The sequence below is a fragment of the Pontibacter burrus genome (genome assembly GCF_010686685.1).
In the GTDB taxonomy this organism is placed as follows: domain Bacteria; phylum Bacteroidota; class Bacteroidia; order Cytophagales; family Hymenobacteraceae; genus Pontibacter; species Pontibacter burrus.
The window spans coordinates 12,701-27,572 of the sequence record NZ_JAAGWD010000005.1 but is presented as its reverse complement, the minus strand read 5'-3'; the positions used below and the strand labels follow the sequence as shown (position 1 = coordinate 27,572).

Genomic DNA, 14,872 nt, shown 5'->3' with positions numbered 1-14,872 from the left:
GCCTGACCATTACCGGCAAAAAGCAACTACGACCATCGTTAATTTTATGCAAACTATCATTTATTGTAATGAAAACGAACTAATGCATTTCGGTTTTGGGCCAATAGTTTAGTAAGCGGGCAATTTTACGATTCAACAATTCAACAATTAACCAAAGCACGTTTGGAAACCATATCAGGAGGCAGTAATATTGCAAACCCATTATTATGAGCAGTAGCCTGAACCAAATACAAGCGCCGATTGCGGCCGAAATGGAGCTTTTCGAGAAAAAGTTCAGAGCTTCCATGAAGTCGAAAGTGCTTTTGCTGGACCGCATCATGAGCTACATCGTGAAGCGCAAAGGCAAGCAGATGCGCCCGATGTTCGTATTCTTCACTGCCAAACTCTTCCACGAAACTATAGCTGATTCTACTTACCGCGGAGCCGCCTTAATTGAGCTGCTGCACACGGCCACGCTGGTGCACGACGATGTGGTGGATGATGCCAACTATAGACGCGGCTTTTTCTCTGTTAATGCGCTCTGGAAGAACAAAATTGCCGTACTGGTTGGCGACTACCTGCTCTCGAAAGGCCTGCTCCTGAGCCTGCACAACGACGACTTCGAACTGCTCAAGATCGTATCAAACGCGGTGCGCGAGATGAGCGAAGGGGAGCTGCTGCAGATTGAAAAAGCCCGCCGCCTCGACATAGATGAAACAGTTTACTTTGAGATCATCCGTCAGAAAACTGCTTCGCTGATTGCCTCTTGTTGTGCAGTTGGTGCTGCTTCGGCTGGCGCCTCTAAAGAGGATATTGAAAAAGCCCGTTTGTTTGGTGAGAAAGTTGGTATTGCGTTCCAGATAAAGGACGACCTGTTTGATTATGGAACTGCTGAGATAGGTAAGCCGGTAGGCATCGACATCAAAGAGAAGAAGATGACCCTGCCGCTGATTCATGCCCTGCGCAACGCAGACTGGCTGACCAAACGCCGTGTGATTTATAACGTTAAAAACAACAATGGCGACAACAAGCGCGTGCAGCAGGTAATAGACTTTGTTAAGCAATCCGGCGGCATAGAGTACACCATTGAAGTAATGAACCGCTACCACGCTGAAGCGCTCGCAATTCTGAACACTTTCCCGGACAACCCATCCCGTCGCTCACTTGAGCAGCTCATTGCCTATACCATAGAGCGGGAGAAGTAATTGTTGATTGCTGGTTGTTAATTGTCTGAACCCGGAATAATAGAGATTTTAGGATTTGCCGAATGTAGAGGCGCAATACGTTGTGTCTTTTTTATTGCGTATTTTTCGTCTGAATCAAGATTTAGAGGACTAATGGATTGACAGGATTTTATGTTGTGAATCAAGCCATCAGATAATCAATCAAAACTCACAAAGAAAAATCTTATAAAATCAGTCTAATCCCCATTAATCACTGGTCCTGGAAATCTGTAAACTATAGCTGTAAAACTATAAGGTTGCGCAGGAGCGAAGTAGGTAGTTTTGTGTGTGCAAAATAAACCTATGAAAAAATGAGTTTGAATACCAATACCTGGAACCGCCTGCGGTACACCTTGTATTTGCCCGTCTACGACCTGATTGCAGACCGCATCTTCCGGAAATACAGGAAACGCTCTGTAGAACTGCTGAATGCAAAACCCGGCGATGCTATTCTGTTACTTGGCGCCGGCACCGGCCTGGACCTGCCTTACCTGAAAGGCTACACCAATCTGACGGCCATCGACATTACACCCGGCATGATTGCTAAATTGCAGGAACGGGCTGAGAAGTTACACATTCCGGTTAATGCCCGTGTTATGAATGGCCAGCAGTTGGATTTTGCAGATAACAGTTTCGATGCTATAGTTGCGCATTTGATACTTGCCGTAATCCCTGACCCGGTTGCCTGCATTAAAGAAGTAGAACGTGTGCTAAAGCCAGGCGGAACGGTCATGGTGTTTGATAAATTTCTGCCCGACGGACAACAGCCAACTATAGTTCGCAGATTCTTTAACCAGATTGCTGGTACGCTGTTCTCCGACATAAACCGCAGCATCGGAGCTATAGTTAGCCATACGTCACTAACTATAGAACTGAATGAGCCAGCAACATTAAATGGTACGTTCAGGTTAGTCAGATTGAGGAAGCCAGAACTATAGTTTTAATAAGAAACTATGGCGCGAGCGTCCACGCTCGTGTCGAACTATAGTCTGGGCCTCTGGACCCGTTGGATTACAAATCCAACACTATAGACAAGTCACGGATCACAGATCCGCGCCAGCGAAAAGTGCTGCAGAAACAACAAATAAAAGACGCTACTGTTTTTAGGAGAGGGCAGAGGAGGTAAAACAAGAAAGGCCGTTACTATAACAGTAACGGCCTTTCCATTTATACTTTATACTGATTTAACAATCAGCAATCAACAACCAGCAATTAGATCTTTTCCGCCAGCAACTCGTCCATGGTCTTGTTAAAATCAGCCAGCCAGTCTTCGTAATACTTTCCGGTGCCAGGGCCTGAGAAGCCGGTGTGTATTTTGCGTACTTTTCCATCGCGACCGATGTAAATGGTAGTAGGGAAGGAGAGTACATGGTTAAGAGCCGGGAGTGCTTTGGCAGCCGCTTCTTTATCAGATGTGCCGGCTACTACCAGGTCATAGTTTACGTTCAGGCGCTCTTTCATTTTCTGCAGGCGTGGGGCTGCTTTCTCAAACTCAGGGCTGCGCTCAAAACCTAAACCAATAATCTCCAGGCCGCGGTCTTTGTTATTGTCATAATATGGGGCCAGGAATTTGGTTTCGTCCATGCAGTTAGGGCACCACGAGCCAACCAGCTGCACGATCACCACTTTACCTTTATACTTATCGTCATTAAGCGAGATGTTGCCATTGCCATCTATATTAGGGAAAGAGAACTCTAGCTTTTCGTAACCCGGCTTCAGGAAAGTGAGCTTGTTGGCATCGGCCAGCTGGGCGTTGGCGTTACGTTTAGCAGTCCAGGTTTCGGTATAGTTCATGCCCGAGTAAAAGTCGCCTTTCAGGTTATTCTCGTCGGTTGGTGAGGCAGTAAACAGGTAAGCATGGTTGCCATCAAACGTCGACAGGTTCAGCTTGTCGCCATCTACTTGTCCATCAAGGTAACGGTAGTCTCCGGTCTCGGTCAGGAAAGTACCTGTCAGGTTGTTGCCATCCTGCTCAAACACACCCATAGCTTTATAGCTGTTGCCGGTTGTGTCGGTAAACACTACTTCCCATTTGCCATCGTAATTATAGTTTGCAGCAGCAGGGCTGGCTTTAAAACGGTTAGTGTTGCCGTGCTCAGCTGTAAAAGGCACTGAATAAGGATAGGAAAGGTCGTTTCGAACAAAGCGGCCTGCCATTTTACCATCGTCCACTTTAGCGATCAGGTCGGCGTCAAAAATGTGGAGTCTTATTTTTACAGAATCGCCAACAGTCGAAATTTCGTCTACCAGAATGCGTTCTTCTCCGTTCACAAGGTAAAGCAGGGTGCTGTCGTTGCGCTCTTCTGCTTCCATTATAAAGGGAATTTCTACATTGCCGGCGTGCTTTAAGCTAACGCGCCAGGTGCCTGGTTTTATAGTTTGTGTAGCAGCGTCTGTTTTATCTTGCTGGCAGGAGCTAACCCCGAATGTTAGCAGCAGGGCAAATAACAAAATCAGCCTTGCAGAAGTATTAGAATAGGTACGTTTCATGGGGTAAAAATACGTGATGGAATCTGTAAATGCCAAACAAGAAGTTTCCGCAACTTGTTTATTAACTAAAGGTTATATTCATTCGGGCTAATGTTGCTGAATAGCCTTCAGATTTCGTACATTTGTGTACTTCGGAAAAGAAGCATTTTATACATTAACAATAGCAAAACTATGGCATTTGATTTAGGAATGATCAAGGCAGTTTATGCCGGTATGGGTGAGCGCATTAACGCTGCCCGCAATACAGTTGGCAGACCGCTGACGCTGACGGAGAAAATCCTGTACGCACACCTATACAATGGGAACGCATCGCAGGCATATGAGCGCGGAAAATCTTACGTTGATTTCGCCCCGGACAGAGTTGCAATGCAGGATGCTACCGCGCAGATGGCCTTGCTTCAGTTCATGCAGGCTGGTAAACCAACTGTGGCAGTTCCGTCTACAGTGCACTGCGACCACCTGATCCAGGCCCGCGTTGGCGCAGACGCAGATCTGAAAGACGCATATTCTGAAAACAAAGAAGTATACGATTTCCTGGCCTCGGTATCAAACAAATATGGTATCGGTTTCTGGAAGCCGGGCGCAGGTATCATTCACCAGGTAGTGCTTGAAAACTATGCATTCCCGGGTGGTATGATGATCGGTACTGACTCGCATACGCCTAATGCCGGTGGTCTGGGTATGATCGCGATTGGTGTTGGTGGTGCTGATGCCGTAGACGTAATGGCCGGTATGGCCTGGGAGCTGAAGTTCCCGAAAGTGATCGGTGTGAAACTGACCGGCAAAATGAGCGGCTGGACATCGCCAAAAGATGTTATCCTGAAAGTGGCTGGCATTCTTACAGTAAAGGGCGGTACCGGTGCTATTGTTGAGTATTTCGGCGAAGGTGCTGAGTCTATGTCTTGTACTGGTAAAGGTACTATCTGTAACATGGGTGCTGAGATTGGTGCAACTACTTCGGTATTTGCTTACGATAACAGCATGCGTGCGTACCTGAACGCTACAAACCGCGAAGAGATTGTAGAGATGGCTGATGCAGTTGCTGAGCACCTGCGCGCTGATGATGAAGTATACGCTAACCCGGGTGCTTTCTATGATCAACTGATCGAGATCGACCTGAACACATTGGAACCACACGTAAACGGCCCGTTCACGCCGGATGCAGCCTGGCCAATTTCTCAGTTTGGTGCTGTAGTAAAAGAGCACGGCTGGCCAGCTAAACTGGAAGTAGGTCTGATCGGATCGTGCACCAACTCATCTTACGAAGACCTTACACGTGCCGCTTCCGTTGCTGCACAGGCGGTAGAGAAAAACCTGGTTGCACAGGCTGAGTTTACTATTACGCCGGGCTCTGAAATGGTACGTTACACAACTGCCCGTGATGGTTTGTTAGATACATTCGCACAAATGGGTGGTGTTGTTCTTGCTAACGCCTGCGGCCCGTGCATCGGCCAGTGGGCTCGTCACACCGACGATCCAACCCGTAAGAACTCTATCATCACGTCATTCAACCGTAACTTTGCCAAGCGTAACGATGGTAACCCGAACACACACGCGTTCGTGGCTTCGCCAGAGATTGTAACAGCGTTTGCTATTGCCGGTGACCTGACATTTAACCCGCTTACCGATACTTTAACTACCAAAGATGGGCAGCAGGTAAAACTGGACGAGCCAAAAGGTATTGAGCTTCCGGTGAATGGTTTTGCTGTTGAAGATGCAGGCTATGTTGCGCCAGCTGAAGATGGCAGCCAGGTTGATGTAGCCGTTAATCCACAGTCTGATCGTCTACAGTTACTGGAAGGCTTTAAGCCTTGGGAAGGCACCGACCTGAAAGGTCTGAAGCTGCTGATCAAAGCACAAGGTAAGTGTACAACTGACCACATATCAATGGCAGGTCCGTGGTTGAAGTACCGTGGTCACCTGGATAACATCTCGAACAACATGCTGATTGGTGCGATCAACGCATTTAACGGTGAAGCCAACAAAGTATACAACGACATGACCCGTGGTTACGATGCGGTTCCAGCTACTGCCCGTACGTACAAAGCTGCTGGTATCGGTACTGTAGTTGTTGGTGACGAGAACTATGGCGAAGGTTCATCTCGTGAGCACGCTGCCATGGAGCCACGTCACCTGGGTGTTCGTGCGGTTATCGTGAAATCTTTCGCGCGTATCCACGAAACCAACCTGAAAAAGCAGGGCATGCTGGCACTTACATTTGCCGACAAGGCAGATTACGACCTGATCGAAGAGAACGATATGATTGATATCCTGGGTCTGGAGAACTTTACGCCAGGTCAGCCACTGAAAGTAGTGTTGAACCACAGCGATGGCACTAAAGATACTTTCATGGTTAACCATACCTACAACGAAGGTCAGATCGAGTGGTTTAAAGCTGGCTCAGCGCTTAACCTGATCCGTTTGCAGCAGAAGCAGAACGCTAACGCGTAAGTAAAGCTGCTTGCTATAAACAAAAGGCCTCACCAAATGGTGAGGCCTTTTTCTTTTGCAGCATTTCTGAGGCAAACTATAAACTATAGCACAACAATACGCCTTAAAACGTAAGCGTTGCTGTATTTTATATGTGCCTGATAAATACCGGCCGGGATTTGCTCTAAATTAATAACAGCGCTTATATTGCTCGTAAACCGGACGATTGGTTTTATTTTTCTTCCTGTCATATCCGTCATAAATATTTCAGGGAACTTGCCTTCGGTGCCATCGGGCAGCAGGTCTAAATTGATCACATCATCAGCAGGGTTAGGGTACAAGGTTATCCCTTTCTCTATTACATCTGGGGTAAGCGCAAGCACATTCACCTGTTTAGTTATGGAAATATCAGTACAACCGTTAAGACCATCTGCAGATAAGGTTACTCTGTAAACACCCGGAGCAGGGAAGCTAACTGTTGATCGCTCACCGTGATATTCATTCAACGACGCATTCTCAAAGGTCCAGGCAAGGTTCAGGGCATCCTTCGATACACTAACAAAAGTAACCGGAGTACCAGGGTAGATTTTATCTGCCTCAAAAACGAAATCTATAGTTGGCACCGGGAATAGGGTGATGGTAGCAGAAGAAAGGCTGCTCTCGATCACAGAGTCAGCATTAGCAGCGTAAATAGTGGTTGACTCAGTTACAGAAGTAAAGGTATAGGAGTTGCCTGAACCTATAAGCTTTTCCTTTTGGCTGTCTGCATAAAAATGGAACCTACTACCTCCTTCAGGAGCCCAGGTGATACTTCTGCCGGGGCATATTGTTTGAGCAAAAGGTACCGGCGCCGGACCTGCTAATGCCTCCAGAACCTTGATCTGCTTGGTAAAGGTATAAGTGGTGCAGCTATAGTTATCAGATGCAGTTATGCTTACAGAGTAGGTGCCAGGGCTCGGGAAAGTAAGCGTAATGAATTCTTCGTTTCTAATTTCTGTATCCAAAGCGGACCAGACTAAGTTATGCCCGCCTGTGCTCTGGTTTGTAAATGTTACCGGGAAGCCAGCATATATTTTCTGCTGGTCATACGAGAAATCTAAGGTTGGAGCAGCTGGCAACACCAAACGGGCGGAAACTACACGGCTCTCAAACACTGAGTCGGCGTTGGTCGCGTAAATGGTTGCGTCTGCTGTAATGTTCTCCAGTGTGTAGGATGCGCCACTGCCTAAAAACTTCTTTTTCTCCTCATCCGCATAAAACCTATAGTTCTTTCCTCCCTCTGGCTCCCAGGTATAGTTGCTGCCCTTGCATACGATCTCTTCTACCGCAACAGGAGCAGGGCCGCTTTTTATCTGCATATACTTCTGCTGCGCGGCGTCGGCATGTTGTTGTAGTGCTTCCAGGTTATCGCCGGCAACTATAGCAAACGATACCACTCTGGATTCGCCGGGGGCAAGTTTGGCTAACTTGCCACCAACCACATGCGATACGTTGTTGCCGTTTCCGAAACCGTTTGCTTTGGTACGGGACACCCCATTCGCCATTAGGTTATACTTTTCGGCATTGGTAAAGCCATCATCCACAGCTATACTTCCGGCTTCACCCATGTTATCAATGGCATAATAGGTCGGCTCCTGAGGGGTAAGGAGTTTAATACCTGCCAAAGGGTAAGCGCCAACTGTGTTGTACACATAACCTAAATTGCGGGTAGCATCCCAGTCGGCTGCGTTCTGGTAGTATACCCCAATGTCCCAGTCGGCAAACAGGCCGGTTGCAACATTTTTTAGTGTATCAGCAGTCAGGTTCTTTACCGTGAATTCCTGGATGATGTAATCCTGATGGGTCTCTGTATTCCAGGCCAGCGAACGGTGTTTTACCTCAACGCCAACGGTATTGGTGGAAGGGTAGGTATCTTGCATCAGGCCGCGTATTTCCTGAGTGGCAGCTGTACTGTTGTAATGGATACGTGCCGGAACAACAGGAGTGAAATCACCGTCATTCTTCCAGTTGGCATTACGCAGGTTATCTGATACCCGCTCCGGAGATACCCCGATCATTAAACCGCCCTCAAACAGCATAGAGCTACTGCCTTTATACTGCATGCCCACACCCTGAGACAGGTTTAGCCCGTTATATCCCAGGTTACCTTTGCTGTTTACTGTCAGGCGTAGGTTATTCGCATCCAGGGTATGAAAGTCCGGATTTACTACAAGCTCAAAATACTGGTAATCAGCGTAAGTGCCATCTGTAAAATCAAGCCGGAAAGCTATCGTGGTGTTAAATGGCATGTCCGGAGCTATAGTTACCTGGAAAGGAGACTGGTGATTGTTGGCAGTGGCCATCGTTCCCATGCTGCCCAGCACCAGAGCCGGATTTTCAATACTGATATGCGGTGAAGTAGTGCTAAGCTTTACCTGCAGATTAGTTACCGGATCGAGCACGTTCAGAAAACTGGCCTGGAAACTGACCGTACTGCCGGATTGGGCCGAACGGTTGCCGGTAACTGCGAAAGACGTACAGCGGGCTGCTTTCAGTTTAGTTTGCTTCAGTGCTTTTTTTATGTTCAGTCTGCCGCTTCCGATCATTCCCTCGAATGGCTGGTTAGCTGGTATGTGACTTACCTTGTCGGTTGTAACCCGGACGCGCTCCATAACCTGCTGGGCATTCAGGTGCGGGTATTGTGCTCTTACCAATGCAGCAGCAGCTGCCACCATTGGCGATGCAAAAGAGCTTCCCCAGTTGTATCCGTAAGAGTTGGTGTTGGCAATGGACGTAGAGTAAATATCGAAGCTTGGCGCGAGCAGGTCGATGTGGTAACCCCAGGTATAGTCTTTGTACTTGTTATCGTTCTTGTCTGAACCGCCCACTGAGAGCACATTGGCATAAGAGGCCGGGTAAAGGTTAGCCTGTTTTTTTGAATTTCCTGCTGCCGATACAATCACGGCATCCCTGTCCAGCACGGCATAGTTGATAATGTCCTGCTCGTATTGCGAGTAAACCTCGCCGCCCCACGATAGGTTAATGATCTTGCAGCCTTTATCTATGGCATAAATGATAGCTTCGTAGCCACCGCCAAAGGTACCATCTGCACTCGACGAAAATACTTTTATAGGCAGGATCTTCGTTTTATATCCAACGCCGGCTACACCTATGCCATTATTAGGGGTTGCTCCGGCTACGCCAGCTACGCCCATACCATGGCCCCCCCAGCGAGGAGCAGGTTGTACATTGTTATCTTTATCAGCAAAATCCCAGCCGGCAAAGTTGTCTATATAACCGTCGCCGTCGTTGTCAATGCCATCTATCGGGTCGTTATAATTGTATTTGATGTTATTTTTAAGGTCCAGGTGATCTATCCTGAAACCCGTGTCAATGATACCGATCACGACGTTGGTATCGCCGTGTGTTACGTTCCATGCTTCGTAAGCCTGTATCAATTTCAGGTAATATGCCGTTGTTTTAGTGGAGTCGGCGTGCGGGTCGGAAACAGCATGGAAAGGCTCGCGCAGGTAAACAGGCTCTACATATGCTACCTGGCCGGTAGAGAGCAAAGCACGTTTTACCTGTTCAAAACTGAGCTCTGAACTATAGTTTGCCTGGTAAATGCGGGAAATATCAGTGTGGAGGGCGCGGCGTGCATTAGCTGCAGCCTGCATTTGGGGGAACTTCTGATGAACATCTTTCGCACCGATCTGTTTAAGAGCCTGTTGCAAACCAGGTACGGCGGCAGTACGGGCATTGTTAAGCTGACCGGTTTTAAGTTTGTAAACTATAGTATGAGGCTGAGTTTGCGCGCCAAAGCCAGTCTGTTGCGCGAGTGCAGGCAACACAGCTAGTGTGGATAAAGCCAGCAGGCACCAGCAAAACCGGTAAGCTGCCATCAGAAGAGTAAACATTTATATCAAATTTTAATTATTAAAGGGACAACAGCCGGCATATAAACCAGCGCAAGGAAATGTAATAAAATGCTTGTTAAATATAAGCTGATTTACCGTATTACAACCAATCGTTTACTTTTTTTTACGTAACTTACCACACCCCGATTGTACAAACCATTAAATAAGTATAACTAAAAAACTATGGCTACTCATTTAGCAGACAAACACAAACCAACCCTCGATACTGCAGTACGTGCGCTACATGAGCGTACTTTCTTCACGCACTTCCCGGAGAACCCATCTCCTGAAGTTTATGGAGAAAATGCAGATAAGGAAGGTCGCGAAAGCTACACAAAACATCTGAATAATAAGTTCGAAGAACTGCTGCAGGAAAACCCGGAAAGCTGGACAGGGCAGGAGGAGTCGCCTTACGAACAAAAAGCATTAGGTATCAGCTACCCATTCTTCTCACCAGAGACATTGGTTTCGCGTGCTGAGGAAGCGTTTCACCAGTGGCGTAAAGTGTCGCCGGCTAACCGTGCAGCCCTGCTGATGGAAACACTGGAGCGCATGCGCACCCGCTTTTTCGAGATCGCCTATGCCACTATGCACACCACAGGCCAGGCCTACATGATGTCGTTCCAGGCCTCGGGCCCGCATGCTGCCGACCGTGCACTGGAAGCCATTGCAGCCGGTTACGAAGAGCAGACCCGTTTCCCGGAGAGCACTGACTGGGAAAAGCCGATGGGCAAGTATAACCTGAAACTGAACAAAACCTGGAAAGCCGTACCGAAAGGTGTTGCGTTGGTTATTGGTTGCTCCACTTTCCCGACCTGGAACTCAGTACCGGGCATGTATGCCAGCCTGGTTACAGGTAACCCGGTTATCATTAAACCGCATCCTAAAGCCATACTGCCAATTGCTATAGTTGTAGCCGAAGTACAGAAAGTGTTGCAGGAAAACGGCCTGAACCCAAACATCTGCCAGCTGGCTGTAGACTCCGAAGAACGCCTGATCGCGAAAGAACTGGCTGAAAACCCGAAAGTGAAACTGATAGACTATACCGGTGGCACCGAGTTTGGTAACTATATCGAAAGCCTGCAGGGCAAAACGGTGTTTACTGAGAAAGCTGGTGTAAACTCTATTATCCTTGATTCTGTAGATGATCTGGACAAAGTGGCGCAGAACCTGGCATTTTCGGTAAGCTTATACTCCGGCCAGATGTGCACGGCGCCGCAAAACTTCTTCATCCCTGAGAATGGAATTAAGGCTGGTGGCGAAACCCTGCCATACGAGGATGTAGTGAAAAAACTGGCTGATGCTATAACCGGCCTGGTAAATAACCCGAAAGCCGGCCCGCATATTCTGGGTGCGATCCAGAACCCTGCTACATCAGCAAGAGTGAAGGAGGCTGACACTATAGGTGGTAAACCAGTACTTACTACCTGCGATTTCAGTAACCCGATGTTTGCAAATGCCCGTACCTGCTCACCGGTGATCTACGAAGTAGATGCTGCTAACAAAGAAGCCTACAGCCGCGAGCTGTTCGGTCCGATCATGCTGATCATTAAAACGAAAGATACAGACCAGAGCATTGAACTGGCGAGCAGCATGGCACGCGAGCATGGTGCTATTTCGTGCGGCGCTTATACCACCGACCCGGAAGTGAAGGAAAAGATAATGGATGAAATGGCTTTGGCCGGCACTCCGGTAAGCTTTAACCTGACAGGCGGTATTTTTGTGAACCAGAATGCGAGCTTCTCAGATTTCCACGTATCGGGCGGTAACCCGGCTGGTAACGCCTCTTTTACAAACCCTGAGTTTGTGATCAAGCGGTTTACATGGGTTGGTTTCAGAGAGCCTGTAGTTGGCTAATTAAGCGAAACTATAAACTATAAAAGCCCGGCTGCTGCAACGTAGCCGGGCTTTTTGTTTTCAGAACTATAGTAACTATAGCTATAGTTTACTTAAACAGATTTTCGATGTCGTTTTTCAGGTTGTCTAGGCCGGTACGCAGGTTCTGCCACTTATCCTGGGTGTCCTCCTTGTCGTTCAGTTTTTCTGCTATCAGTTCCCGCTTTTTCTCCAGTGCCGCAATGTGTTCGTGGTAGGTATGGTTAGAATCAGCAGTAGTAGCATTTACTTTGGCCCGCAGGGTTTTTATTTTGCTATCCAGTTCATCCAGGCTCTTTCGGATCTCTTCACGCGAGAGATTGTTAGGTGCCCGCATGTGCTCCGGTTTCAGGTGATATGTATCCATAATTAGAAGGTTTAATTCTGAATCAGATTTACCACTACATACTCGCTTATTGCCCAAAAAGATGTGTTTATCCGCTAATTGCTATGCTTGCCTTATTTTTTATAGTTTATTTAGAAATAATCTAAATAAAAATTTGTGCTTATGATTTCCCTTACTACATTTGCCGCTACTTAGAATAAATCTAAATAACAGGCATTATATGTACCGATCTCTACTAATTATATTTCTCACTTTATTTGTCCTTCAAGTGGCTGTGGCGCAGAATGCAGGCCGTATTGAGGGACGAATTGTATCTGAAAGAAATGAACCTTTGTTGGGTATCAGTGTGGCTTTGCAAGGCACAACGATAGGAACCACTACCGACGAAGAAGGAAAGTATGTGCTGAAGAGTGTTGCTTCAGGAGACTATACCTTAGTGGCATCTGGCATTGGTTATACAACTATAAAGCAGGAGGTAACAGTCGAGCCAGGTTCAACCAAAACTATTTATTTTTTGCTGCCATCGTCAGCGCTTGCCTTAAGCGAAGTGCAGGTAACAACCAGCAAGAACGGGGAGTTTGTGCAGCCCATTGGTACTACAGCTACTAAAATGGATGCTCCTTTAAAATCAGTGCCACAGTCGGTACAGATCATTTCGCGCCGCGCCATGGACCAGATGCAGGTAGTACGCCTCGATGATGCAATGCGCAATGTAAGTGGTGTAACGATGGAAACAGGCTTTGGAGGCCGCACCGATATTTTCCAGGTACGTGGTTTCAGAACCAGCACAGAGAGTATCTTTAAGAACGGATTTCGTAACAGCGTACGTACCTTCCGCGAAACGGCCAACATTCAGCAGATAGAAGTGATGAAAGGTCCTGCTTCTGTTTTGTATGGTGTAAGCGACCCGGGCGGTATGATAAACATTACAACCAAAAAGCCTACAGCGTACACCTTCCACGATGTTCAGCTTACAGCAAACAGTTTCGGCCAGTTCCGTCCGGCTATAGATTTCGGAGGTGCCCTGAATGATGATAAATCTTTGAAATACAGGTTTAATGCGGTATATGAGAATGGCGATACCTACCGCGACTTTGTAAGTACCGAACGCCTGTTTCTGGCGCCAGCCTTCACCTACGACTTCTCTGAGCGTACATCCTTAACACTAGAAGCCGAATACCTGGACCACGATCAGGCATCTGACAGAGGAATAGTTGCCTTTAATGGAGTGATTGCAGATGTGCCTGCTAGTCGCTCGATAGGGGAGCCTGATAACGTAGGCAAACACCAGAACAGGTTGGTGCAATATAACCTGCAGCACCGTTTTAACGAGATCTTCAGTTTGCGTCATGCTTCAAACTTTACCTACTCATCAGAAAAAAGGAAAGTGGTTGAGTTTCTGGGCCTGCCAAAGAACGACGACACCAAATCGAAAGTAACCCGAAGACTACAGGACCAATATAACTTTGAGCGCAATTTTGCTACTCAGAACGAACTATACGCCACTTTTAAGACTGGTAATTTCCTGGAGCATCGCACTGTGGCCGGCGTTGAAGTTGCCTATTCTATGTTCGACATCTGGTTTAACCGCGCCAACTACGATACACTGAATATTTACAACCCACAGTACAGCCGCCTGCCTAAGCCAACTAAATTAAACTTCGGCGACGACTACCGCGACAATACGAAACTATACGGCTTTTATGTGCAGGATTTTCTATCGGTAACGCAACGTGTAAAACTGTTACTGGGAGCCCGTTACGATATCTGGAACTTTGAAAAAGTAAGCCAGGTGTTGAATAAAACAACAAATACATTTTCGGAAGTAACTACTACGCAACGCAACACTGCCTTTAACCCGCGTGTGGGCCTGCTTGTAGAAGCTTTTGGTCCGCTGTCGGTATATGGTAACTGGTCGAAAGGGTTCCAGCCAGAACCTGGCCGAACCAGAGAAGGAGAGGCGTTTGAGCCAACAACTTCAGACCTGTATGAAGCAGGTATCAAATCTGGTTTACTAAACGACAAGGTCAACATTAAGGCAGCCTACTTTAACATTACCCGCCGCAACGTGCTGGTAACCGACCCGCTGGATAACGCCTTTAGTGTACAGCTTGGTAAAGTGCGCAGCGAAGGCTTTGAGGCTGATGTAACCGGCGAAGTTCTGCGTGGACTGAATGTAATTGCCACCTATAGTTACACAGATGCCCGCAGCATTGATGACACCGATGCTAAAAAGGAGGATGTCCGTTTCAGAGGGGTGAGCAAGCATAGCGGAAGCCTTTGGGCAACCTACGAACTACAGAATGGCACGCTGCGTGGCCTGGGTATCGGTGGCGGCTTCACCAGCTTCGGTGACAGACCTGTAGATGCTGCCGATAGTTTCAGATTACCGGGCTACACCCGCTTCGATGCCAGCATTTTCTACGACAACTATAAGTACCATGCTGCTATTAATATAAAGAACCTGACGGATGTGAAATATTACGACGGTTCGCAATCTGCCACAGCCATAATGCCGGGCGCACCAATTAACGTGCAGGGAACTATAGGTTTTAGATTCTAGGTACCTGTTGCTATAGTTTGATATTGTTACAGCGGCACAGCTTTGGTTGTGCCGCTACTTTGCTTAAACA

8 protein-coding genes are annotated in these 14,872 nt (G+C 47.4%); 5 read left to right on the top strand and 3 right to left on the bottom strand.

All coding sequences use genetic code 11. The features are described from left to right. The first annotated feature begins 206 nt into the window (after positions 1–206). On the top strand, positions 207–1,184 hold the full coding sequence (locus GXP69_RS11740) for a polyprenyl synthetase family protein (protein WP_163915271.1): 978 nt from the start codon (positions 207–209) through the stop codon (positions 1,182–1,184). A 329-nt stretch (positions 1,185–1,513) separates the two neighbouring features. Further along, positions 1,514–2,140, top strand: coding sequence for a class I SAM-dependent methyltransferase (locus GXP69_RS11735; protein ID WP_163915270.1), 627 nt, complete (start codon positions 1,514–1,516; stop codon positions 2,138–2,140). A 274-nt stretch (positions 2,141–2,414) separates the two neighbouring features. Here GXP69_RS11735 and GXP69_RS11730 read toward each other — a convergent pair whose 3' ends face one another. Continuing rightward, positions 2,415–3,692: a peroxiredoxin family protein gene (locus GXP69_RS11730; RefSeq protein ID WP_163915269.1), complete on the bottom strand. Its 1,278-nt coding sequence runs from the start codon at positions 3,690–3,692 to the stop codon at positions 2,415–2,417. A 171-nt stretch (positions 3,693–3,863) separates the two neighbouring features. Between GXP69_RS11730 and GXP69_RS11725 the strand changes: the two genes are divergently transcribed. Further along, on the top strand, positions 3,864–6,143 hold the full coding sequence (locus GXP69_RS11725) for an aconitate hydratase (protein WP_163915268.1): 2,280 nt from the start codon (positions 3,864–3,866) through the stop codon (positions 6,141–6,143). 83 nt (positions 6,144–6,226) lie between these two features. Here GXP69_RS11725 and GXP69_RS11720 read toward each other — a convergent pair whose 3' ends face one another. Beyond that, the gene (locus GXP69_RS11720; protein WP_163915267.1) at positions 6,227–10,018 is read right to left on the bottom strand and encodes a S8 family serine peptidase; all 3,792 of its coding nucleotides are present in this window, start codon (positions 10,016–10,018) and stop codon (positions 6,227–6,229) included. A 183-nt stretch (positions 10,019–10,201) separates the two neighbouring features. Here GXP69_RS11720 and paaN point away from each other — a divergent pair, with 183 nt between their 5' ends. Next, positions 10,202–11,875, top strand: a complete 1,674-nt coding sequence (paaN, locus tag GXP69_RS11715; RefSeq protein ID WP_163915266.1) for a phenylacetic acid degradation protein PaaN — start codon at positions 10,202–10,204, stop codon at positions 11,873–11,875. Between the two features lie 88 nt (positions 11,876–11,963). Here the strand turns inward: paaN and GXP69_RS11710 are convergent, their stop codons facing one another. Beyond that, positions 11,964–12,260 carry a sll1863 family stress response protein gene (locus GXP69_RS11710; protein WP_163915265.1) on the bottom strand — a complete coding sequence of 99 codons (297 nt, stop codon included), beginning with the start codon at positions 12,258–12,260 and terminating at the stop codon, positions 11,964–11,966. Between the two features lie 253 nt (positions 12,261–12,513). Here GXP69_RS11710 and GXP69_RS11705 point away from each other — a divergent pair, with 253 nt between their 5' ends. After that, a complete protein-coding gene (locus GXP69_RS11705; RefSeq protein WP_317164590.1) occupies positions 12,514–14,802 on the top strand; it encodes a TonB-dependent receptor in 2,289 nt (762 codons plus the stop codon). Positions 14,803–14,872 lie beyond the last annotated feature (70 nt).

Bases quoted from the DNA above. Each gene is read 5' to 3' on its own strand.
- paaN (WP_163915266.1), top strand. From the start codon at position 10,202: ATGGCTACTCATTTAGCAGACAAACACAAACCAACCCTCGATACTGCA.
- GXP69_RS11720 (WP_163915267.1), bottom strand. From the start codon at position 10,018: ATGTTTACTCTTCTGATGGCAGCTTACCGGTTTTGCTGGTGCCTGCTG.
- GXP69_RS11735 (WP_163915270.1), top strand. From the start codon at position 1,514: ATGAGTTTGAATACCAATACCTGGAACCGCCTGCGGTACACCTTGTAT.
- GXP69_RS11740 (WP_163915271.1), top strand. From the start codon at position 207: ATGAGCAGTAGCCTGAACCAAATACAAGCGCCGATTGCGGCCGAAATG.
- GXP69_RS11730 (WP_163915269.1), bottom strand. From the start codon at position 3,692: ATGAAACGTACCTATTCTAATACTTCTGCAAGGCTGATTTTGTTATTT.
- GXP69_RS11725 (WP_163915268.1), top strand. From the start codon at position 3,864: ATGGCATTTGATTTAGGAATGATCAAGGCAGTTTATGCCGGTATGGGT.
- GXP69_RS11710 (WP_163915265.1), bottom strand. From the start codon at position 12,260: ATGGATACATATCACCTGAAACCGGAGCACATGCGGGCACCTAACAAT.